Source organism: Micromonospora endophytica, from assembly GCF_003236305.1.
Classification (GTDB): Bacteria; Actinomycetota; Actinomycetes; order Mycobacteriales; family Micromonosporaceae; genus Micromonospora; species Micromonospora endophytica.
On sequence record NZ_POTX01000089.1, the window covers coordinates 1 to 21,228 of the forward strand.

At 69.8% G+C, this 21,228-nt stretch carries 20 protein-coding genes and 1 tRNA gene; 7 read left to right on the forward strand and 14 right to left on the reverse strand.

Annotated features, from left to right (window positions below; genetic code table 11):
- Nucleotides 1–1,855, reverse strand: a 1,855-nt coding sequence (locus C1I93_RS15020; protein WP_438819582.1) for a metallophosphoesterase family protein, incomplete at its 3' end; no start/stop codon positions are given.
- Nucleotides 1,856–1,902: 47 nt separating this feature from the next.
- Here C1I93_RS15020 and C1I93_RS15025 point away from each other — a divergent pair.
- A tRNA-Thr gene (locus C1I93_RS15025) sits at nt 1,903–1,976 on the forward strand.
- Nucleotides 1,977–2,031: 55 nt separating this feature from the next.
- Here C1I93_RS15025 and C1I93_RS15030 read toward each other — a convergent pair.
- The 4 genes from C1I93_RS15030 to C1I93_RS15045 form a co-directional block, all read right to left on the reverse strand.
- Nucleotides 2,032–2,676: a response regulator gene (locus C1I93_RS15030; RefSeq protein WP_111243908.1), complete on the reverse strand. Its 645-nt coding sequence runs from the start codon at nt 2,674–2,676 to the stop codon at nt 2,032–2,034.
- On the reverse strand, nt 2,664–4,019 hold the full coding sequence (locus tag C1I93_RS15035; protein ID WP_111243909.1) for a sensor histidine kinase: 1,356 nt from the start codon (nt 4,017–4,019) through the stop codon (nt 2,664–2,666). Before C1I93_RS15035 ends, C1I93_RS15030 begins: the two co-directional genes overlap by 13 nt.
- Before the next feature lie 299 nt (nt 4,020–4,318).
- A complete protein-coding gene (locus C1I93_RS15040) occupies nt 4,319–5,248 on the reverse strand; it encodes an alpha/beta fold hydrolase (protein WP_111243910.1) in 930 nt (309 codons plus the stop codon).
- 746 nt (nt 5,249–5,994) lie between these two features.
- Nucleotides 5,995–6,612, reverse strand: a complete 618-nt coding sequence (locus C1I93_RS15045) for a hypothetical protein (RefSeq protein WP_146603508.1) — start codon at nt 6,610–6,612, stop codon at nt 5,995–5,997.
- Between the two features lie 378 nt (nt 6,613–6,990).
- On the opposite strand from C1I93_RS15045, the gene C1I93_RS31615 reads away from it, so the two are divergent.
- Complete coding sequence (locus C1I93_RS31615; protein ID WP_181445176.1) at nt 6,991–7,155, forward strand: hypothetical protein; 165 nt, start codon at nt 6,991–6,993, stop codon at nt 7,153–7,155.
- 338 nt (nt 7,156–7,493) lie between these two features.
- On the opposite strand, the gene C1I93_RS15055 is transcribed toward C1I93_RS31615, so the two are convergent.
- The 4 genes from C1I93_RS15055 to C1I93_RS15070 all read right to left on the reverse strand — a co-directional run bounded on the left by C1I93_RS15055 (nt 7,494) and on the right by C1I93_RS15070 (nt 10,722).
- Nucleotides 7,494–8,207: a siderophore-interacting protein gene (locus C1I93_RS15055; protein WP_111243923.1), complete on the reverse strand. Its 714-nt coding sequence runs from the start codon at nt 8,205–8,207 to the stop codon at nt 7,494–7,496.
- Between the two features lie 110 nt (nt 8,208–8,317).
- Nucleotides 8,318–8,893: a GNAT family N-acetyltransferase gene (locus C1I93_RS15060; RefSeq protein ID WP_111243912.1), complete on the reverse strand. Its 576-nt coding sequence runs from the start codon at nt 8,891–8,893 to the stop codon at nt 8,318–8,320.
- A 157-nt stretch (nt 8,894–9,050) separates the two neighbouring features.
- Nucleotides 9,051–10,055: a MerR family transcriptional regulator gene (locus tag C1I93_RS15065; RefSeq protein ID WP_111243913.1), complete on the reverse strand. Its 1,005-nt coding sequence runs from the start codon at nt 10,053–10,055 to the stop codon at nt 9,051–9,053.
- Between the two features lie 7 nt (nt 10,056–10,062).
- On the reverse strand, nt 10,063–10,722 hold the full coding sequence (locus tag C1I93_RS15070) for a HEAT repeat domain-containing protein (RefSeq protein ID WP_111243924.1): 660 nt from the start codon (nt 10,720–10,722) through the stop codon (nt 10,063–10,065).
- Between the two features lie 259 nt (nt 10,723–10,981).
- On the opposite strand from C1I93_RS15070, the gene C1I93_RS15075 reads away from it, so the two are divergent.
- From C1I93_RS15075 to C1I93_RS15085, 3 genes are read left to right on the forward strand one after another with little or no spacing between them, the layout of a single operon-like run.
- Entirely contained in the window at nt 10,982–11,488 is a 507-nt protein-coding gene (locus C1I93_RS15075) for a DUF2231 domain-containing protein (protein ID WP_111243925.1), read from the forward strand.
- On the forward strand, nt 11,485–12,018 hold the full coding sequence (locus C1I93_RS15080; RefSeq protein WP_111243914.1) for an Hsp20/alpha crystallin family protein: 534 nt from the start codon (nt 11,485–11,487) through the stop codon (nt 12,016–12,018). Before C1I93_RS15075 ends, C1I93_RS15080 begins: the two co-directional genes overlap by 4 nt.
- An 8-nt stretch (nt 12,019–12,026) precedes the next feature.
- Entirely contained in the window at nt 12,027–13,136 is a 1,110-nt protein-coding gene (locus C1I93_RS15085) for a glycosyltransferase family 9 protein (RefSeq protein ID WP_111243915.1), read from the forward strand.
- Nucleotides 13,137–13,194: 58 nt separating this feature from the next.
- Here the strand turns inward: C1I93_RS15085 and C1I93_RS15090 are convergent, their stop codons facing one another.
- Together C1I93_RS15090 and rfaE2 are read right to left on the reverse strand one after the other, a co-directional pair.
- Entirely contained in the window at nt 13,195–14,100 is a 906-nt protein-coding gene (locus C1I93_RS15090) for a glycosyltransferase family 2 protein (protein ID WP_111243916.1), read from the reverse strand.
- Nucleotides 14,097–16,082, reverse strand: a complete 1,986-nt coding sequence (rfaE2, locus tag C1I93_RS15095) for a D-glycero-beta-D-manno-heptose 1-phosphate adenylyltransferase (protein WP_111243917.1) — start codon at nt 16,080–16,082, stop codon at nt 14,097–14,099. The genes C1I93_RS15090 and rfaE2 overlap by 4 nt, the downstream gene beginning before the upstream one ends.
- A 145-nt stretch (nt 16,083–16,227) precedes the next feature.
- On the opposite strand from rfaE2, the gene C1I93_RS15100 reads away from it, so the two are divergent.
- Nucleotides 16,228–16,776 (forward strand): type 1 glutamine amidotransferase domain-containing protein, encoded by a 549-nt coding sequence (locus tag C1I93_RS15100; RefSeq protein ID WP_111243918.1) that lies wholly within the window; start codon nt 16,228–16,230, stop codon nt 16,774–16,776.
- A 120-nt stretch (nt 16,777–16,896) separates the two neighbouring features.
- Nucleotides 16,897–18,573, forward strand: coding sequence for an MDR family MFS transporter (locus C1I93_RS15105; RefSeq protein ID WP_111243919.1), 1,677 nt, complete (start codon nt 16,897–16,899; stop codon nt 18,571–18,573).
- A gap of 10 nt (nt 18,574–18,583) precedes the next feature.
- On the opposite strand, the gene C1I93_RS15110 is transcribed toward C1I93_RS15105, so the two are convergent.
- The 3 genes from C1I93_RS15110 to C1I93_RS15120 all read right to left on the reverse strand — a co-directional run bounded on the left by C1I93_RS15110 (nt 18,584) and on the right by C1I93_RS15120 (nt 21,110).
- Nucleotides 18,584–19,075, reverse strand: a complete 492-nt coding sequence (locus C1I93_RS15110; protein WP_111243920.1) for an NUDIX domain-containing protein — start codon at nt 19,073–19,075, stop codon at nt 18,584–18,586.
- A 280-nt stretch (nt 19,076–19,355) separates the two neighbouring features.
- Nucleotides 19,356–20,366 carry an NADPH:quinone reductase gene (locus C1I93_RS15115; RefSeq protein ID WP_111243921.1) on the reverse strand — a complete coding sequence of 337 codons (1,011 nt, stop codon included), beginning with the start codon at nt 20,364–20,366 and terminating at the stop codon, nt 19,356–19,358.
- Nucleotides 20,367–20,453: 87 nt separating this feature from the next.
- Nucleotides 20,454–21,110, reverse strand: coding sequence for an HAD family hydrolase (locus C1I93_RS15120; protein ID WP_111243922.1), 657 nt, complete (start codon nt 21,108–21,110; stop codon nt 20,454–20,456).
- Nucleotides 21,111–21,228: the final 118 nt, after the last annotated feature.

Sequence of the window (21,228 nt, forward strand, 5' to 3'; positions counted from 1 at the left end):
GCCAGGAGGACTCGGGGGACTGGTCGGGGTTGACCTGCCAGTTGCGGGCGACGCGGTCGATGACGATGGGGTAGAGGGTGAGGGTGCCGTCGGGGTCGATCCGCATGCGGACGAAGCCCTTCGCGTCCTCGATGCCCTGGCCGGCGAAGAGTTCATTCACGTTGACCCCGAACCAGCTCGCCACCAGCAGGTACGCGGCTACCAGTTGGCTGGCCACCAGGCCGATCACCGGTAGGTAGATGGTGGCTGCGGCGACTGCGGGCAGCGGCCAGGGCCAGTCGTGGAACGGCAGGGCCAGCCACGCCCAGGTGCCGGCGGCGGCCAGCCCGACGTGGGCGATTCCGTGGCCGACGCCGAGCAGCCAGTGCCGGGCGTGTCGTTTGCCGCTGGAGCTGGGCGGCTTGGCGAACAGCGCCGCTGCCAGGACTGTCACCAGCACCATCATCACCAGCGGCACGCTGAACAGGCGCTGCTCGGAGGCTACCGACCGGAAGTCGGCCACTCCGGCTATGGAGAGCATGAGCAGGGTGTGCAGGATGCCGAGCAGGGTGGCGAAGCCGGGGTTCCGGCGGGGCAGCCGGCCGAAGATTCCCCAGCCGTAGCGCCGGGAGCGGGCCGCGTCGGGATAGCGGCCGGCCAGGTCGTACGTCTGGGAGGGGCTGGACCGGCGGGCCAGGGTGTCCCGGGGCGGCACCTCGATCCGCTCCGGCAGCTTGTGCGTCGGGTACAGGTAGGCGCCGCCGCTGCCGCAGGTCACCAACTGGCGGCCATCCGGCCCGCTGTACCGGGCGTAGTGGTGCAGGTCGCCGGAGATCAGCAGCCGGACCCGGGCGCCGGTGGGCGCGACGATGGTCCGGATGAAATAGTCGATCGAGTCGTACGCCGTGGGGTGGTCGACGGTTTTCACCCACGCCGGTGCCGGCACCGCCAGGATCACCTTGCTCTGCGGTCCCAGCCGCTTCGCCACCGTGTCGAAATAGGTCAGTTGCGGATCGTCGACGTACGAGCCGGACTGGTCGTCGAGGCCGAGTAGCCACCAGTCGGCGGGCAGTTGGATGGCGAAGTACGAGCGGGACTGGCCGGTGCGCCAGCCACCGAAGTGGCGGTCCCGGGTGCGGACGAAGAGCCGGAGGAACGCGGTCAACCCGTCGTACCAGTCATGATTGCCCGGGACCGCGAAGATCGTCGGTTGTTCCGGCGGGGTGCCGGGCAACGCCGCCTGGTAGGGCCCCTTGCACCGATCCTCGTAGGCGGCGTAGTCGGCCGACGGATAGACCTGGTCGCCGCCCATCACCAGGGTCTGCGCCCGGGGCAGCCGGTGCCCGTCCACCTCCAGCTCCCGCTGGGCGAGCAGGTAGGCCACCGAGTACGTCGCGTTGAAGCCGTCGCCCAGGTCGGCCACGTAATCCAGCCAGAGCCCACCGTCCGGCCCGACCTGCGTGGCGATCTCCGCGTCGAGGGCCTTCTGCAACTCCCGCTTGTCCAGGTACGCACCGAAGAGGAGGGCCAGCAGCGTACGCAGGCCGGTGCTGATCAACAGCAGCGGCGCGAGCCACGGCACCGGCTTACGCGGCGTGAAGCCCAGCTCCAACGGGTCGGTGCTGCGCGGCCGGCGCGCATCCCGTCCACCGGCCGCCTCCTCGGCGTACGGTCCGCGCGGAGTGTCCGTCGCGTCGCCCGGCGGTTCGGATCCGTGGGCGGGCGGCTGCTGGCTGGCGGGCTCGGGGCGCGGGCCGACCGGGTCGACCGGTTCGTCGCGGGGGAAGGGGTCCTCGCTCACCCGCCGCAGCCTAGTGCCGTCAGCCCGCTCCTGCCGCGTCGAAAGTGCCCCGACGTCCGGTTCCCGACTCGGCAATCCCGCTCCAACCCGGGTCAGCGCGTGCCGTACACTTGACCATCGTTGCCGCCTTAGCTCAGTCGGCTAGAGCGACGCACTCGTAATGCGTAGGTCGACGGTTCGATTCCGTCAGGCGGCTCAGAGGATGCCCTGACCAGCGGAGACGCAGGTCAGGGCATCGTTATATCGATTTCTCAGCCCTGCAGGTAGGCCAGGACCGCCAGGATCCGGCGGTTGTCGTCCTCGGAGGGCTTGAGACCGAGTTTGGTGAAGATGCTGTTGCTGTGTTTGCTGACAGTCTTCTCGGTGACGAACATCCGGGCGGCGATCGCAGCGTTCGACCGGCCCTGGGCCATCAGGGTGAGGACCTCATGCTCGCGTGGGCTCAGCTCCAGGAGCTTAGGGTCGGTGGAGCGGTGGGTGAGCAGCGCCCTCACCACGTCGGGGTCCATGACGGTGCTGCCGGCAGCGACCTTCCGGACACTGGCGACGAATTGGTCGACGTCCGTAACCCTGTCCTTCAACAGGTAGCCCACCGCGCCCGCGCAATCCGACATCAGCTCTCTGGCGTAGACCTGCTCGACATACTGCGAGAGCACCATGATGGGCAGCCCTGGAATCTGCCGGCGGGCTTCTATGGCGGAACGCAGTCCCTCGTCGGTGAAGGTCGGCGGCAACCGCACGTCGACGATGGCGACGTCGGGACGGTGTGTCATCAGCGCCCGGATCAGGGCGGCCCCGTTGTCGACGGCTTCCACAATCTCGAACCCATTGGCCTGCAAGATCCTGATCAGGCCCTCGCGGAGCAGGGCGAGATCCTCGGCTATCACGATACGCACGGCAGTGACATCCTCACCTCGGTAGGTCCGCCCGGCGGACTGTCAACGGCCAGCGTGCCGTCGAAGGCCGCCAGCCGACGCTGGATGCCACGCAGGCCGGTGCCGGCATCGATCGAAGCACCCCCACGGCCGTCGTCGGACACCAGCATTGTCAACTCTCCTGCAGCGCCGTCCCGATGGGGTGCGAACTCCACGGTGATCCTGATCTGCCGGGCCTGGGCGTGCTTGATGGCGTTCGACAAGGCCTCGGCGACGGCGAAGTAGGCCGCGGACTCGATCGGGGCCGGCAGCCGTCCGGGTAGGCGGGTCACCACCGTGGTCGGGATCGGATTGACCAGGGCCAGGGCCTTGAGGGCGCCCTCCAGGCCACGGTCGGCCAGTACCGGCGGATGGATGCCTCGTACCAGGTCGCGCAGCTCGGTCAGGGCGCTGGAGGTCGACTCGCGGGCCTCAGCCAGCAGCTGCTGGGCTGCCTGCGGATCCTTGGGCAGTAACTGTTCGGCCAAGCCCAGGCTCATACCCAGCGACACCAGCCGGGCCTGCGCGCCGTCGTGCAGGTCGCGTTCGATTCGGCGCAGCTCGCCGGCCTGGGTGTCGAGGGTCTCAGCGCGCGTGGTCGCCAACTGTTGAACGCGGGCCCGCAGGCGCGCCTGCTCGGTGGGGCCGAGCAGAGCGCGGATCACCCGAGCGTTGAGGTTCGCCAGGCGTGCCGCAGTGGTGTACCAGAGCAGAAGGAAAACCGGACCGAGCGGTACCAGCGCGAAAGACTGCGCGACGCTGTGCAGCCGGAAGGTCTCCCCCATCGGGGTGCGGAACACCTGAGGAGGCGTCAGTTGATAGATGAGCGGATAGGTCAGGTAGACGACTCCGAAGGCGAAGAACAGCAGCGACAGTCCGCTACTCAACCATATGGTGATCGAGTTGACCACCAACCAGATCCAGTCCCGCCACGTCGCCGGATCGCGCAGGATCGTCCAGAGCCGCGCCAGCCACCCGGCGTCCGGCGTCGGCTGATAGGGGTGGGCGGGCACCGGTACGCCGAGCCGGTCGGCGGCCCACTGGCGGTGCAGGTCGGCAAGCCAGCGCACCAGTGCGGTGGTGAGCAGAATCAAGGGGATTCCGACGACGAGAGCGGCGATTGACACCGAGGTGATCCAGACCGTGGCCAGCACGGCACCCAGGACCGAACCCGTCACCAACACCAGCGACCAGCCCAACAGGCTCATCCGCAAGGCCAGCGCGGAGCGCGGAGCTGGACCGCTGCGTGCGACGGGACCAGGCCCGGAGCGCTCCCGCGAGGGCGAGGAGCCGCCGGGAAGTGTGGTTCCGCTGGAATCGGTCATTTCACTCCCTCATCGCGCATCGTGCCGAATCGACGGGACTGGCGGTCGGGCCATATCGGCCCCGGGCGATCCGCAATTTCCGCGGTGGGGTTTCCTTCACTCCCTGCGGGGCCAGCACCCAGGTTGTCCGTTCTCGGCAATGGAAGCTGGCGTCGCCGGTCGACGGCTCAGCTCGCTGAGCCGTCGACCGGCGCACACCTTACCCGCCGCGCAAGCAGTGTCGGCCCGCCCCCGGAATCTCTGCCGCCACCTCGCCGTCATCGAGATCGGGGCCCCTGCCACCCGCTGGCACGATGCCGTTACTTGACGGTGGCGGTCATCTGTGCGATTTCGTTGAGCACCAGGACGGGCTTGTCCTGGGGAACGTCGTGCGAGCTGCCCTTGGCGATGACGAGGGTGCGGTCGGGCCCCGCCTTGACGAACGCGGCGGCCGCGTCGCGCCAGGCCTGAGCGTCCTGCGGAGATCCGTCGAAGGGTGTCTTGTCCGACACGACATAGATGACGGGGACGCTGTCGGGCCAGGAGACCTTGTGGTACGCCTGGTGCGTGGGACCGAAGTTGTCGGCCGTGGCAATGAGCTGGCGGTTCGCCTTCGTCGACGGCGCCTTCTTGAGCTCTTCGATCTGCGGCGCGGTCATCGTGACAATTCGTTGGATCTGGGTGTCGGTGAAGAATTGCGGCACGTTGGCATCGATCAGCACCGCCCCGGAGACAACGCCGGGGTTCGCGAGGACGAAGTAGTGGGCCACCTCCCCTGCCTGCGAGTGGCCCGCGAGGACCACGTTCTGGGTGACGCCGAGTTCACGCAGACCGGCCTGCAGGTCGGAGGCGGCGGCCTGGGGGTCCCATGGGCCCTGCACCTCCTCGCTGGCGCCCATACCGGCCCGGTCGTAGGTGATGATCTGCGATCCGGTGGCCTGCGACAGCTGCGGCACCAGGGCATCCCAGTACGAGGAGTCCTCGCCGCCGCCGGCGTCCAGCACGATGGTGGGAGAACCTCCGGGCGTGACGTGGAAGGCAAGCTGATGCCCGTTGTTGGCGATCATATGCAAGCCCGCTGCGGGCGCCGCGCTTACCGAGGTCGAGGGAACCGCGGCTTCCGGACTGGCCGCGGGCGCGGCCTGCGGCGCCGCCGAGTCATCACACGCGGCGAGTGTCCCTATCACGGCGACGGGAAGGACGAGGGCCAGGGCAGCCCGATGGAACCGGGAGATTTTCTGTGTGGTCATGGAAATGAGCGTCCACGGTTTCTGGATCTTGTGCGAGCCTGCTAGCCCCCAGTCGGGTTGGGAGTTATCTCTACCCTTCCCGAAGGCGAGTCAGAACCCGTCAGGTACTGCTGGACGCGCATCTCTCCAGTATCCGTCCGGGTAGCGGGGCGCTCGAGCTGCCGCTCCAGCCACGCCAGGTGCGCACGCGAAGGATCTCGGGATCAGCGAGTCCTGCCTGCGCAACTGGCTGGCCCAAGCTGATACTGACGACCCCGGTGGTGGCATGGGCCAGCCGACCAGCACAGAAGAAGGAGCTGCGCCGCCGTCATCGTCAGCTTGAGGTGGGAACGAGTTCCTCAAGCGGGCGGCTGCGTATTTCTCCCGGAAGAACGTTCTCCCGATGTAGCATTCCGGCCGGTTGCAGAACTCGCTGACGACGGCATCGACGTTGCCGGTCTGCTGCCGGGTGTTGAGCCTGTCAAGATCCGCAGCTCCTCGGTGTCAACCTCATCCCACGGCCAGGCCAGCGGAAACGGCTCGGCAGGCGCGGGAAGCCAAGCGGTCACATTGCCGAGAACGACACGGTGACCTGGATGTCCTCAGTCGGGTCGATCAGCAACCGGTCCGTCATCGCGGCCACCGACCAACCGGCGCGGTGGGTCCGCCCGGGACCTGCGCGGCAATCCAATCTGGCTGCCGCCGAGTCAGCTCGCCGGGCGGTTGGTCACGGCTGGTACCGCACCGCGGCGTTGCTGGCCGTTTGATCAGCGTGCTGTCCCGGGGACCGCGGGAGGGGGTCTCCGGTCGTCAGGCTGGGAATGGGCGGCAAGCCACCCTGGCGGCAAGGCGAGCGGGAAATACCATTTGTTCGGTACTTCGCTGTGAGCCGGTGCCTCGGCAAACGACGCTCCCCCGCCGAACCGGTCGACTGCTGCGGCAGCTCGGTTGACGTTCAACCGCCAGCCGCTCACCGCCCGGAAGGTGACGACTCTGCCACCACGGACGACACCGACGTAGCGGTGATTACGCAACTCAATGTCCGTCATCCGCTCCATGCCGGTGAAGTGGACCACGAATTCGATACCGGGCCACGGTTCGTGCTTCGCCGGCCGACCAAACGCATCCGGGCCGAGGTGGACGCCCTGCTCGTCAATGACGAAGAGTGGCTCCCGATGCACCGCGCTGCGGATGCGCTTGAACATTAAGGCGGCGATGACAGCCCCGAACGCCAGTCCGGCGAGGAAGAACGGATAGCGCTCGGACAGGTCCCACAGGCCGACCGCCATGAACAGAACCGGCAACAGGCTGTACAGCGCCAGCCGCAGTGCGGTTCGGAGTCGGCTCTGTCGAACCTCGTACGGCGGAGCTTGAGCCACTCTCATGGCAACAAGGTAGCGGCGATCAGCCACCGCTCCGGTCCCAGAGTCGAGGCAAGGTCAGTCGCGAACAGCGCATCGCTTCCGGCGGCGGGTGGCCACGAGCAGGGGACAGGCCACGGCACCCGGCGCACTGGTTGCCGAAAGATTCTGAGAAAAGTTTTGGTTGGCGGCAACCTGCGGGCGGTGGATCGCATGTACCCGGATGTAAGCATCGATCGCCACGATCCATAGGGGTCCGGGAATGTCCGTACGCCGTCTTCTGCTGCCAGCTGCCACTGTCCTGTTTGCACTTACCACCTGTGGCGGCACGGAGGCATCCAGTCCTGACTCAGCCGCAGCTGAGTCAGGACTGCCGAAGGGCGTGACCCTCGGCAAGGTGGAGTGCGTGGAGGACTGGGCGGGAGCCGACGCGGAGGGCCGAACATCGGAAACGGCGGCTACCTGTTCCACTACGAGGCCGGTACGGGCTGGAAGTACTACGGCGACGGCACCGGATACGACTGCAGTGAGCTCGACCTCATTGAGGCACCGTTCTGCACCTCCTGACCGCCTGCCGTCCACACCGTCGGCATCGGGCCCTCCCGAAAATGTGAGCGGTCACGGTGCCGCTCACTGCTGCCCGTCGGGCGGCCCGGCCAAACCTGCTACCTGATGAGCCGGTTACTCCGTGCAGGGGGGGTGCGGCCAGCCCGGACGCGGTGGCGGGCCTGACCGGCCGGGCCCGCGTGGCCGGCGGCGAGGTGGTCACCGAGCACGGACCGCAACCCTGGAGGTACGCGGGCATCTTCGCCGGCCCCGCCGGCCACCTGTGGGGTGGTCGCCGGCAACCCGGAAGCACCGTAGTCGTAGCTGTCACCCGCGTTGCGCAGCCGGTCGAGTTGCTGTCAGCGTACGCGCCAGTAGGCGAGGGCATCCACATTCTCCTTGCCGACGCCGAGAGTCCGCCGCAGGTGCTTGACGATGTTGCGGGTGCTGGCCGCCTCGCAGGCCACCCAGTACAAGGCTCCGTCATCGCCAGCATCGAGGGCCGTGGTGACGGTCTCCACCAGGTGGCCGCCGTTGTCGCGTCGCGGTACCCACACCACCTCGTCGTGCGGGCGGGTGCGCAACGGCAGGACGCGCTCGCCTTCGTGGGCGTACTCGATCCAGACCGTTGCCGACGCGGGCCCGGCGACGTCGAGCAGACTGTTGATCGCCGGCAGCGATGCGGCGTCGCCGATCAGGTAGACGCGGGTGGGTGCCGGATCGGGCAGCGTGAAGGAACTGCCCTGAACGGTCGCCTCGATGGTGTCTCCCGGCCGGGCCGAAGTTGCCCAGCGGGTGGCGCAACCGTCGTGGAGGGCGAACACGAGATGGAAGCGCCCACTGTCCGGGTCCGGATCGACAAGCGTGTACGCCCGTTGGTGCGAGCGGCCCTCGTTGTCGAACCACAGCCGAATCCACATCGTGGGGTGGACCTCGCAGGTTTGCAGAAGTTCGCCTCCGTCGATGAGTAGCCGTTGGTAGTGGTCGCCCACCGGCTCACTGTCGAGGACGGTGAGCTGGAAGGTCCTTCCGCCGAACGCCTTCAGTACGAGTGCTTCCCAGTTCCGCTTCACGTGTTTCTCCACTGTCGGTGCGTTCGAATGACGATCAGCTTGTCGAGCGGCGTCACGTGCCGGTCGAGGCGGGCGGCTGCTTGCGGCAGCGAGGCTCGGCGGGCGCAGCTTCACGGCTGGCGGGTCAGCGGCAGCGCCCGCACGAGCATCCGGTGTGAGCGCCAGCCGGGGAACGGTACGAGGTCGCCGACGTGGTCGAACCCGGTCCGTTGCAGGGCGTGCCAGACCCGGGTGTTGGTCTCGGCGACCGCGAGTGACACCCGTTCCTCGCCTCGCCGGGCCAGTAGTTCCGTCGTCATCCGTATGCCGAGGCGGTGCCTGCGGTATTCGGGCAGCACGAACGCCTCACACACGGCGAAGGTGCGGCCCGGCCACTCGATCCCGAGGTCGGGATCGCCGACGGTGGTCAGGTCACGCCACCACAGGGTCTCCGGGGGAAGCGGACAGCCTGCCGCCGCCCCGACAAGTCGGCCGTCGACATAGCCGAGAGCCGCCTCGAAGCCAGGGGCGTCGATGGTCCATCGTAGGCGTTCCTCCACCGTCGGTACCTGGTGGTCGGTGAGGTGAAGGTCGTGGGCGTGCACCTGCCGGTAAACCTCGGCGAGAGCCTCGACCTCGACCTGGTCGGTAATGGCAACGACGCTGTCCAGGTCATCGAGCGCCTTGACCGCAGTGAGCGACGACATCAACCCCCCCAGAAGTTAGGTTAGGCAACCCTAATGAAACTCGGGAGGTCGGGCAATGCCCCCGCGCTGCGGATCGTTCGCTCGTGCCGGTGCGGCAGGGCAGTGCCAGGCGACGGATGACCGCATCAGTGGTGCTCCCGGCGGTCGGGCGGTCGGGTTATCGCCCGTCGCGTAGCGTGCGGATGTAGACCGCAGTGAGCGCGACGCCGCGATCCTGGTCAGCCGACAGTTCGGCGAGGGCGCGGGACGCCACGATTCCCGGGATGCCCGCGAGCGCCTGGGCCAGTCGTCGCCGGGCCGACGGTGCCACGGTGCTGGGCGCGAGCCGGTCGACGAGCCCGGCGGCGATCTGATCCGACAACGCGGGATCACGCGCCAGCTCGCTCAGCACATCGGCCGCGTCGACGTCGTTCGACTCGGCGACGATCATGTCGATCAGGGTCGGGATCGCCTCGGCGACTCCCCGGGCCCCGAGCGCCAGCGCGGCGTACCTGCGGACCACCAGGTCGGTGTGCGCGAGGGCGTCCCGCAGAAGTGCGGTGGCCGCACCGGTCGGCAGTTCGGCGATGGACTGCACGGCGCGTTTGCGTACCTCGGCGGCCGGCGCGTCGAGCCCCTCCGCCAGCAGCGCCAGCGCGCCGTCGCCGGACTGCGCCAACGCCCACCGCAGGGCACCTGCGACGTGCGGATCCGCTTCGCTGAGCACCGCCTCGACAAGCGCCTCCACCGGCACCGGGACCTCGCCGACCGAGGAGAGGGCGGCGCGCTGGCGTTTCCCGGCGTGCTCCGACCCGAGCTGGTGCAGCAGCGCGACGATCTGGAGGACGTCCTCCCAGCCGGCGGGTTCCGCGGCATCGATCCGGCGAAGTCGGGTGAGCAGTTCCGTCTCGGCCGCGATGCGTTTCCGGGTCTGCCGGATGAGCTCGTCGACGAGCACGGTGGGGGTGAAACCGGGATCGTCGAGGGCGCGCCCGACCTCACGCAGCGACAATCCCAGTGACCGCAGGCTCTCGATGTGGAAGATCCGCCGGATGTCCTCGCTCGTGTACTCCCGATAGCCGGCTCTGGTGCGACCGGAAGGCCGCACCAGGCCGAGCGACTCGTAGTGCCGGAGCATCCGGGCGCTGACCCCGGAGCGTCGGGCCACGTCACCGATCAACATGGTCGCCTCACCCCGCTCGGCCGAGCTGCCCCAGGGCCACGATGCGCTTCGCCTCCTCGATCGCGACGTCGAAGTCGGCCTCCGGGTCGCCGAGCAGCCGTTGGGTGGCTACCGCGTGCTGACGAACCCGAGCGGTGCGATCGGTCAGCGCGGCGTCCAGGATCGGCACGATCATCTCACCGAGCGCGACGAGCGCCCGGCTGAGACTCAACCGGGTGTCCCGATCGCCGCGCCCGAACTGCGTCGCCAGCAGCCCGGCCAACTCCTGGCGCTCTCCCTCGGGTGCCAGCACCACCGCTGCCCGCCAGGCGGCACGGGCCACCTCGTCGTCGGCGTCGGTGAGCAGCTCCGGTGTGATCGCCGGCCAGGCCCCCGGATCCCCGATCTTGGACAGCGTGTGCAGCGCCTGGCTGCGTGCCTGTGGCGGCTCCGCGCGGAGTTCGGCGACGAGCTTCGGCACCGTCACCGCTGCCGGGTGCCGGGTGAGGGCCCAGGTCAGCATCTCGCGTACGGGGAACTCGGGCTCGACCGCGCATCGTTCGATCAGCTTGTCGACGAACTGCGGGTCCGGGGTGGTGCCGACCGCCAACGTCGCCCGCAGTCGTACCGACGAGTTGTCGTGCTCCAGCCCGCGACGCACGCGCAGTGGATCCGATGCCGGTGTCAACGTGATCACCTCCTTGGCCACAGTGAAGACCCTGTCACTGTGTCAAGGTCAAGCTGCTCCGGCCCGGCCCACCGATGGCCTGATCGCCGCCGTCACTGCATGCCGTGCAGTCGCGTTGATCGTGGCGACGGCACCTGGGCGGAAATCCGCCCCGCCGGTTCAGTCGCGCTGACCGTGAGGTTTGTCCGATGCGGGCCAGGGTACGGCTCACACCGAGCGAAGACGCCGCCATGACCAGGAAGCAGTGGAGGCCCCGGAGATGGAGAGTCGACTCAAGATCCTGGGTCATCCTGTCCATCCGATGCTTGTGATGTTCCCGGTCGCCCTGCTGACCACCGCCGTGCTGTTCGACCTCATCGACACCGTCGGCGGGCCGAACTTCCTCGGCGAGGTGGCGTACTGGAATCTCACCGTCGGCCTGATCGGCGGCCTGCTGGCCGCGGCGGCCGGGGTGTTTGACCTGCTCGCGATACCCGCCGGCACCCGGGCCAAGCGGGTGGCGCTCACCCACGCCGCAGCCAACGTCGCGGTGATCCTGCTCTTCGCCGCGGTCTGGGCGGTACGGCTCAACGCCGATTCGCGCAACGCCGGCGGGGCGTTGATCGCGATCGAGGTGGTGGCCCTGGGCATTCTCGGCGTGAGCGCCTGGCTCGGCGGCGAACTGGTCGACCGGCTCGGCGTCGGCGTCGACACGGACGCCAACCTGGACGCGCCAAGCTCCCTGCGGCCGGTCTCGGAGAGCCAACGGATTGGAGACACGCGATGAGCGGAGCGGGACGTGGCTGGCGTGGAGGTCAGCAGGGCTGGGATCCGCTGGGTGAGTTGCAGTCGCTGCGGGCCGAGTTGAGCCGGCTGGTCGGTGGCCGGCCGGGGCCGCCCGAGGTCGAGATGGGGCAGACCGACGTCGGCTGGGAGGTGGTCGTCCGGCTGCCCGGAGTCGCCCCGGAGGAGGTCGCGGTGGAGGTGGACGACCGCGAGTTGTGCGTACGGGCCCGGACCGAGGCCGAAGTCAACGCCGACCACGGCATCCCCGGCGGCTTCGAGACCCGGGGCTTCGAGTACCGCGTGCCGCTGCCGGCGCGAGTCGACGCGGACACCATCGACGCGGTGATGGATCACGGCCTGTTGCGGATCCAGCTGCCCCGAGCCAACCGGCCCACCCCACGCACCATCACCGTCGGTCGCACCGGGCCGCGTCACACCGGCTCGTTCACGGGTACGCCGAGCGGCGTCGACCCGGCGGCGGACCGGGAACTGCACCAGCCGGACGTCGCCGTCGGCGAGTCCGGCCGGTAACGGCCACAGTGGCCGTCCCGGCCCTGCTCACCCCGGTCGCCGGGCTGGTGCCCGACGTGGCCCGGATCGCCGTGCTGCGCGCCAACGCGCTCGGCGACTTCATCTTCGTCCTGCCGGCCCTGGAGGCGCTCCGGTCGGCGTACCCGGAGGCGGAGATCGTGTTGCTCGGCGCGCCGTGGCACGCGGCGCTCTGGCGCGACCGGCCGGGCCCGGTGGACCAGGTGCTGGTGGTGCCACCTGCGCCGGGGATCCGCACGCCAACCGCCGGTGAGGCGGAGTCGAGCATTGTCGACTTCCTGGCCGCCGCCCGCGCGGAACACTTCGACCTGGCACTCCAACTGCACGGGGGCGGCGCGCACTCGAACCCGTTCGTCGCCGCGCTCGGTGCCCGGGTCACCGCCGGGCTGCGGGCCGAGGACGCCCCACCGCTGGACCGTTGGCTGCGCTACGTCTACTACCAACCCGAGGTCATCCGCTACCTGGAGGTGGCGGCGCTGGTCGGGGCCCCGGCCACCACTGTCACTCCGACGCTGACGGTGACCGACAGCGACCGCGCCGAGGCTCGCGCAGTGCTCGGTGAGCCGGAGCGTCCCCGGGTGGCGCTGCACCCCGGAGCCACCGACACCCGGCGACGCTGGCCCGCCGACCGTTTCGCCCAGGTGGCGCGGACGCTGCACCGCGACGGACACGACGTGCTGGTCACCGGCACCCCCGCCGAGCAGGAGGTGGTCGACCAGGTGGTGTCGGCGGCCGGGGTGCCGGTCCGGCCGCTGGTCGGCGCCCTCAGCCTGGGCGGGCTGGCCGGCTGCTACGCCGACTGCCAACTGGTGATCTCCAACGACACCGGCCCGCTGCACCTCGCCGCCGCCGTCGGCACCCCCACGGTCGGCATCTTCTGGGTCGGCAACCTGATCACGACAGCCACCCCACTACGCGGCCGGCACCGGCCGATCACGTCGTGGACGGTGCACTGCCCGGTCTGCGGCGTGGACTGCACACCCGGCATCTACCCGCACCGACCCGGCGACGGAGACTGCCCGCACCGCGACTCCTTCGTCACCGACATCCCGATACCCGAAGTAATCGAAGCCGCCCGCGAACTCCTCTTTCAGGTGTAAGGAGGGGCCCCCTATTAACGCCTGCTGCATAGGAAGGGCCCCCTATTAACACCCGGCCTCAGCCGCCGTCGTGCGGCGGGTGGTGGGGCACGCCGGGGGTGGCGTCGTGGTCGGCGAGAACGATCTCCCAGGCTTCCACGTCACGCTCGGTGACGGTGGTTGGTGACTCCAGGTGGTATGCCCCGCTGGGCAGGACGCCGGCGCCGCCATGGCGCGCCAACACGGTGAGCTGGGCGGCGACGTCCTCACCCTGATGTTGCTCCGGCACCCGGTGCCAGAAGTCGAAGCCACCGGAATCGAGCAACTTGGCCCGGTCGAACAGCACGCACCCACCGATCCAGGAGACCTTGTACGCCCGCCACTCACCCGGTGAAAGGGCCAGCGCCTCGGTGACGTGCAGAAGGTTCGCCGCGGAGTGGATCTGCGCCCGATCCCACTCGGGGGTGCCGGGTCGGATCCGTTCCGGCAGCGGCCGACCGGTCCACTCCTGGTAGTGCCGGTGCGTCTGGGGCCGTACGTCATCCAGGTAGGACAGGCCGTGCACCGCGTTGCCGACGAAGCCGCAGTCCAGCTCGCTGATCGCGGTGACCAGCCGGCGCAGCGTCCCCGGCTCCAGCCAGACGTCGTCGTCGAGGCAGAGCACGTACCGGGCGGCGGATGCGGTGAGCAGGGCGGCCCGGTGTTCGGCCAGGCCGCGTCGGGGCAGCCGACGGGTCAGCAGCACCGGGTGGCCCCGGTGGCGCAGTGCCCGGACCATGGTGGCCGCGGCCGGGTGCGCGTACCCGGGCTCACCGTCGGACTGGTCGCTGACCACCACCCCGAATCCCGGCACCCCCTCCTGAGCGGCGAGCCCGGCGAGGGTGACGGCGAGTTCGGTGGGACGGTCGCGGGTCGGCACCAGCACGTCGAGCAGACGGTCGGTGCGGAAGTCGCGGTCAGTGCCGGCGGCCAGCGGACGGTTCACGGCGCCTTGCCGGTCAGCGGCGGCGGGGCCGGGTTGTCGCCGGACCCGGATGATGCGGTCGCGGTCGGCTCGGCGGTGGGCGAGGAGCCGAGCGTGGACGTCGGGGTCGGGCTCGGGCTCGGGGTCGCGGCGGGCGAGGTCGTCGGCGTCGGGCCCGCCGGCCGGCTGCCGGCGCCGATCTCCGCAGCGCCCTGCTGACCGTACGCGCGGATCCGGTCGATGATCGCGGAGGTGGAACGGTCCGGTACGTACCCCAGGGTGCGCACCTGGCCTCCCAGGCGCTGCACCAGCGGAGCCTCCGGCACCAGCTCCGGCGGGTAGTCGCCGCCCTTGACGTAGACGTCCGGACGGATGGCTTCGATCAGCTCGGCGGGCGAGTCCTGCTCGAAGACCACCACGTGGTCCACACAGGCCAGCGCGGCGAGCAGGGCGGTGCGGTCCTCGACCGGATTGACCGGCCGGTCGGGCCCCTTGAGCCGTCGTACGCTGTCGTCCGAGTTGACCGCCACCACCAGCAGGTCGCCGAGCGCGCGGGCCTGTTCCAGATAACGCACGTGTCCCCGGTGCAGCACGTCGAAGCAGCCGTTGGTGAAGACGACGGAGCGCCCGGCGCGGCGGTGCTCGGTGATGATCTCGGTAAGCCCCTCCGCGCCGACGAGCGCGGGCCGGCCGTCGCCGCCGGGCACCGGGCAGCCGAGTGCGGCGAGCAGGTCCTCCCGATGGCAGACGCAGGTGCCGGTGCCGGTGACCGTACTTGTCGCGGCAAGCTGCGCGAGCTGGGCGGCGGTCGACAGCGGCGCGTCGGCGGCCAGCGCGAGCGTCATCGCGGCCAGGTACGCGTCCCCGGCGCCTACCGCGTGACTGGGCGGGACCGGGGTGCTGTGGCTGCGCGCCGGCTGCCCGTCGGCACCACCGACCACCGCGCCGTCGGTGTCCAGCGTCACCGCGACCACGTCCGCCCCGGTGTGTGCGCGCAACTCGGCCAGCCGGGACTCCGCCAGCAGCGCCCGGTCCACGCCGGCACCGGCGTCGGCGTTCACGGTGACTCCGGTGCCGGTGACGCTGAGCCCGTCGCGGGTCATCGCCACGCGTCCCTCGGCCGGGGTGGGCTCGCCGGTCGGACCGTCGGTGCGGCGCAGTGCCGCGTCGCCGGGGGCGGCACCGACGCTCAGCTCGGAGGGGCCGTCGGCCGGATCGATCTCCGGATGTTCCAGGTGCAGGGGACGACCACCACGACTGTCGCGGCTGTTGCTGCCGTCGCCTTCGTACCGTGTGGTGGTGCTCATGGCGACGGTGCCGGCGCGGGCGAGCAGCCGGGCCGCCTCCGCGAAGCTCGGGGTGACCACGGTGGGGGCGAGGCCACGCCAGTCGGCGAGGTCATGCGCGTCCAGGGCGACTGTGGCGTACCGGTCCCGTTGGGCGACCAGCCAGGCGCGTACCGGCGCGGGCAGGGCACCCAGGCCGTAGTCGCAGATCACCAGGGCCGGGGTGCCGCCACCGGCGGCGGCCTGCAATTCCTCGGTCGCGCATTCGATGGCGGTCAGCAGACAGTCCACCCCGACGTCGCTGAGTGGATCGTCCGGGTCACCGGAGTCCTCCCGGAGCAGGATCTGGTCACCGGCCAGCATCCGGCGTTTCACCGGGGTGGGGCGGCCGGGTTGGCTGACCGTACGATCCCAGACGCCCGCCCGGTCGAGGCAGTCGTGCAGTTCGTCGCCGGCCGCGTCCGCCCCGACGGGTGCCACCAGCACCGACCGCCCGCCCAGCGTGGCGACGTTGACCGCGGTGTTGGCCGCTCCACCTGCGGCGGAGATGCGGCGGCGCAGGGTGAGGACCGGGGCCGGGGCCTCCCGGCACAGCCGGTCGGAGTCGGCGAACCGCCATTCGTCGAGCATGGCGTCACCGATCACCAGCACCGGGCGTTCACGCCAGCTCTGCACGACGTCGGCGAGTCGGAGGTGATCCGCTGCTGCTCGTGCCATGCCGGCGGATCCCCCGGGCTAGCGGGGTCAAACCTGCCGCCCCATCTCCACCGGAAGGCGTCAACAAGGTGCCCTTCCTAACATGTCGTTTTTGGCCGGCGTTGGGCGGGCAGGGATCTGGTGAACCCCAGAGAGGAGAAACAGCATGACAGCCACGTTGCAGGGCAAGCGAGTCGCTTTCCTGGCCACCGACGGTGTGGAGGAGGTCGAGTACGTCCAGCCGCGCCAGGCGGTCGAGCAGGCCGGTGCCGCGGCCGAGCTGGTGTCGCTCAAGCCTGGGAAGATCACCTCCTTCACCCATCTGGACCAGTCGACGTCGTACGAGGTCGACGTGAGCGTGGCCGACGCCGACCCCGGTCGGTACGACGCGCTCGTGTTGCCGGGTGGGGTGGCCAACCCCGACTTCCTGCGGGCCGACCCGGACGCCGTACGGTTCGTGCGGTCGTTCTTCGACGCGGGCAAGCCGGTCGGGGTGATCTGCCACGGCCCGTGGACCCTTGTCGAGGCGGATGTGGTGCGTGGACGCCGGCTGACGAGTTGGCCGAGCCTGCGTACTGATCTGGTCAACGCCGGTGCCGAGTGGGTCGATGAGCAGGTCGTCACCGACAACGGGCTGGTCAGCAGCCGCAATCCGGACGATCTGCCGGCCTTCTGCTCGAAGATCGTCGAGGAGTTCGCCGAGGGGCGGCACTGAGCCCTGTCCGGTTGCCGGTCGCGTTTGTTAAGAAGGGGCCCCTGCTCTACACCAGGCGTTAAGAGGGGGCCCCTCCTTGCACCTCAGGCATGTTTTTGGTGGTGGGGGAATGTAGGCGCAATGACCACGGATGGCCGTGCGGTGCCGGTGTTGAACAAGGGACAGCTTCGCCTGCTGATGTTCGGTCTGATGACCGGCATGCTGCTGGCAGCGCTCGATCAGACGATCGTCGGCACCGCCCTGCCGACGATCGTGGGTGAACTCGGTGGCATCAACCACTACTCGTGGGTGGTGACGGCGTACCTGCTCGCCTCGACCGCCTCGACTCCGCTCTACGGCAAGATGGCCGACCTGTACGGGCGTCGACCGGTCTTCCTCTTCTCCATCGGGACGTTCCTGCTCGGTTCGTTGCTGGCCGGACTCTCCCAGGACATGACCCAGTTGATCGTCACGCGCGGCGTGCAGGGACTGGGTGCGGGCGGTTTGATCACCCTGGCCTTCACCATCATCTCGGATGTGGTGTCGCCTCGCGAACGCGGTCGCTACCAGGGCATCTTCGGTGCGGTGTTCGGGATCTCCTCGGTGGCCGGCCCGCTGGCCGGTGGCTACTTCGCGGAGACCAACTGGCGGTGGATCTTCTACATCAACGTGCCGCTGGCGATCCTCGCCATCGTGGTCTGCTCGCGGGTGCTGCGGTTGGTGCCGTTCACCCGCCGCAAGCACGCGATCGACTGGCTCGGCGCGATGCTGCTCGTCGCCGGGGTGAGCTGCCTGCTGCTCGCGTTGAGCTGGGGCGGCGGGACCTACCCGTGGGGATCCGGGGTGATCGTCGGGTTGATCGTGGCCGGTGCCGTGCTGGCTCTGCTCTTCGTGCTCCAGGAGCGTCGGACCGCCGAGCCGATCCTGCCGCTGCGGCTGTTCCGCAGTGCCACCTTCGCCCTGGCCAACGGCGCCGGGTTCGTGCTGGGCCTGGTGATGTTCGGGTCGATCATCTTCATTCCGCTCTACCTTCAGATCGTCAAGGGCGCCTCACCGACCCGCAGCGGTCTGCTGATGCTGCCGATGATGGCCGGCATCATCGTCACCTCGGTGTTCACCGGTCGGGCGATGAGCCGGCTCGGCCGGTACAAGTGGTTCCCGGTGACCGGCTCGGCGTTGCTGCTGGTCGGGATGCTGCTCTTCACCCGACTGCGGGTGGATAGCTCGCTCTGGGTGGCGTTCGGCTTCATGGTCGTCATCGGGGTGGGGCTGGGGTTGTCCATGCAGTCGCTGATCCTCGCCGTGCAGAACGCCGTCACGCTGCGGGACCTGGGTGCCGGCACCTCGTCGGCGACCTTCTTCCGGTCTCTCGGTGGTTCCTTCGGCGTGGCCATCCTGGGTGCGGTGCTCTCGTCGCGGCTCACTGCCGAGATGGCCGACCGGTTGCCTGCGGCGCTCGCCCAACTGACTCCCGAGCAGCGGGCCGCAGCCGGCAGCAGCGGTGGCGCGGGCGTGTCGATCAACGACCCGGCGACCATCCTGGCCCTGCCCGCCCCGGTACGCGCAGCCGTGCAGACGGCGTTCGTCGAGTCGTTGCACCTGGTCTTCCTGACCGCCGGGCTGATCGCGATCGTGGCGTTGCTGGTCACCCTGGCGTTGCCGAACGAGAAGCTGCGTGGTGCCGGCCCGCAGGGCGCGACCGGCGGCACCGACGGGCTCGGCGGCGAAGCGCCCGCCCCGGGCGGCAAGCCGCTGGACCGGGAGTCGAAGCCGGACGCCGCCGCCGAGATGGAGGCGAAGTCCCAGACGATGCTCTGAGCCGCCGGCCCTACTTCAGGATCAGGCGGTTGGTCTGCTCGAAGACGTCCAGGTCGGCGAGGGTCTCCGTGACGCTGGGGGAGAGCGGGTGCGGCATCGCCGTGCGGTGGAAAAATCCCGCGTCGCTCGTCTCGTCGGTGACCCGGGCCAGTTGACCGTCCCACTCCTCCACCCGGAACGCGGTGGTGAAGATCTGGTAGGTGTGGCCGTACATGTTGGTGTGGGTGCGATCCGGCCCGGTGTAGAGCGCGAAGGCGCTGACCCGCAGGGCGCGCAGGCCGGTCTCCTCGCGTACCTCCCGCACGGCGCAGTCGGCGATCGACTCGCCGAGTTCCATGGCCCCGGCGGGCATCGCCCACTGCCCGTTGTCGGAGCGGCGGATCAGCAGGATCCGGGCCGCGTTGTCGCGGACCACGGCGCGGGCACCGACGAACATCAGCGTCCGGTCACCGGCCAGGGCACGGAGCTGCCCGACGTAAGAATCAGCCCAGGAGATGCTCACTCGGCCAAATTACCCAAAGGTGCCGCCGTGCGTCCGGAGAAGGCCCTGGCCACCGGAATTGGCGGACGGGATGTGCGGAACCGGCCCCGGCGTAACGTTTTTCGGCGCATCATCGCCATTAGGGATAGCGGGCCTCGCACAGACCTCTCTCCCGGTGGGCGGCCCCGGCGTTCGCACCGCGCCGGGGCCGCCCTTTTTTGCGGGGCGACCCGCACCGTCAGTATTGCGAGACTTGTTCAGTTCTGTCCGGCGGATGGAGAAAACTGCCCGCTAAGGAGCGTTACTCGCTGGCGCTGACCAGCACCTTCCCCACCACCGAGTCTTCGACCGCCTGGTGCGCGGCGGCCGTCGCGGAGAGCGGGTACCGGTGCAGCGGCAGACCGGCCTCCTCGCCCACCCGGATGCCACCCTGCGCGGCAGCCGCCGCCACGTCCACCACCGCCTGTGCCTTGGCCGCCTTCGGCAGCGTGTAGACGAGCACGAACTGCCAACGGGCGTTCGGCACCACGAGCGGGCCGATCGGCAGCGTCACCTCGCCGCCCCCGTCGTCGGCGTAGACGCAGACCACCCCGCCGTGGTGCAGCAGTTGAACGTCGGTGGCCGCGTTGCGTGCGGGGGAGACCTCGACGATCGTGTGCACCCCGTCGGGCGCGACCTTGCGGACCTCCTCGACCACGTCCCGCTCCCGATAGTTGATCACCACCGAGGCACCGGCCGCCGCCGCCAACTGCGCCTTCTCCGCGCTACTCACCGTCGCGATGACGCAGGCGTCGGCCCAGGCCGCGAGCTGGATCGCAGCGTTGCCCACCGCGCCCGCCCCGCCCTGCACCAGCACCGTGTGGTCGCTCAACGCACCCGCCCGCAGGCTGTCCGGCAGATATTCGCCAGCGGTCAGGCAACGGTGCGCGGTCAGGAACGGGATGCCCAGGCAGGCACCCAGCTCGAAAGAGGCGTCACCGAGGCGTACCGCCTGCCGGACCGGCACCACTGTGTACTCCGCGGCGGTGCCCCAGGGCCGCTGCCAGGCCGCCTCCCAGAGCCACACCCGCTCGCCGACCAGGTCCTGGTCGACCCCCTCACCGACCGCCTCGATCACACCGGCACCGTCCTGCCCGGGGATCTGCCACCCCGCCGGCAGCGGAAACTGCCGGCGCATCTTCCAGTCCGACGGGTTGACACCGGAGTACGCGACCCGCACCAGCACCTCGCCCCGGTCTGGTTCGGGCACCGGCCGGTCGACCAGGTGGAGCACCGAAGGGTCGCCGATGTGCTCGTACACGATCGCCTTCATCCCCGTATCCCTCCGTCTTCCGCCCCCGGTCGAGGGCGTTGATCCACCATCGACCGTAGGCGGGCCGGAGAGCGTCCGGTAGAGATTTCAGCCGAGCCGCTCCACCACCTGCGGCGTCAACTCGTCGATCGAACCCAGCGTCGCCGCCACGAGCTGCTGCGCGTCCTCATCGAGCGGGTACGCCCCGTGCGGCACCGCCAGCACCGTCATCCCCGCGGCGGCGGCGGAGCGCACCCCGTTCGAGGAGTCCTCGACCGCCACGCAGCGCGCCGGGTCCACCCCGAGCCGTTGCGCCACGGTCAGGTAGACGTCCGGCGCCGGCTTGCCCCGCTCGGTCTGCTCGGTCGACAGCGTGGTCCGGAACTCGCCGGTCAGCCCGGTGGCGGCCAGCGCCGCCGCGATCAGCCGGGTCGGCGATGAACTGGCCAACCCCAGCGGCCACCGGGCGGCGATCCGGCGCACCACCTGGTCGGCCCCGTCGATGAGCGGTACGCGGGCCGCGTACCGCTGGGCCATCTCCTCGACCACCTCGGCGGCGACCTGCTCGGCGGTGCGCCGCACGCCGAGTTCACCGCTGAGATAGCGGGCCCACTCGCCGGTGCTCATCCCCATCAGCCGGCGCTGGGTGTCCTCCTGCCAGGTCCCGCCGTGCTCCGCCACGTAGGCCCGCCGGACCTCTTCCCAGGTCGGCTCGGAATCCACGATCACGCCGTCCAGGTCGAACACCACTGCAGCTACAACCATAAGGAGGGGCCCCCTCTTAACGTCTGGTGTATAGGAAGGGCCCCTTCTTAACACTCGGCCTCGGCCGGGTGGGGGAGACCTATGGGGTTGTCCGCGGGGATGACCCGGTGGGCGGCAT

Bases quoted from the DNA above. Each gene is read 5' to 3' on its own strand.
- C1I93_RS15040 (WP_111243910.1), bottom strand. From the start codon at position 5,248: ATGACCACACAGAAAATCTCCCGGTTCCATCGGGCTGCCCTGGCCCTC.
- C1I93_RS15100 (WP_111243918.1), top strand. From the start codon at position 16,228: ATGACAGCCACGTTGCAGGGCAAGCGAGTCGCTTTCCTGGCCACCGAC.
- C1I93_RS15045 (WP_146603508.1), bottom strand. From the start codon at position 6,612: ATGAGAGTGGCTCAAGCTCCGCCGTACGAGGTTCGACAGAGCCGACTC.
- C1I93_RS15080 (WP_111243914.1), top strand. From the start codon at position 11,485: ATGAGCGGAGCGGGACGTGGCTGGCGTGGAGGTCAGCAGGGCTGGGAT.
- C1I93_RS15065 (WP_111243913.1), bottom strand. From the start codon at position 10,055: ATGTTGATCGGTGACGTGGCCCGACGCTCCGGGGTCAGCGCCCGGATG.
- rfaE2 (WP_111243917.1), bottom strand. From the start codon at position 16,082: ATGGCACGAGCAGCAGCGGATCACCTCCGACTCGCCGACGTCGTGCAG.
- C1I93_RS15120 (WP_111243922.1), bottom strand. From the start codon at position 21,110: ATGGTTGTAGCTGCAGTGGTGTTCGACCTGGACGGCGTGATCGTGGAT.
- C1I93_RS15075 (WP_111243925.1), top strand. From the start codon at position 10,982: ATGGAGAGTCGACTCAAGATCCTGGGTCATCCTGTCCATCCGATGCTT.
- C1I93_RS15115 (WP_111243921.1), bottom strand. From the start codon at position 20,366: ATGAAGGCGATCGTGTACGAGCACATCGGCGACCCTTCGGTGCTCCAC.
- C1I93_RS15105 (WP_111243919.1), top strand. From the start codon at position 16,897: ATGACCACGGATGGCCGTGCGGTGCCGGTGTTGAACAAGGGACAGCTT.
- C1I93_RS15060 (WP_111243912.1), bottom strand. From the start codon at position 8,893: ATGTCGTCGCTCACTGCGGTCAAGGCGCTCGATGACCTGGACAGCGTC.
- C1I93_RS15035 (WP_111243909.1), bottom strand. From the start codon at position 4,019: ATGACCGATTCCAGCGGAACCACACTTCCCGGCGGCTCCTCGCCCTCG.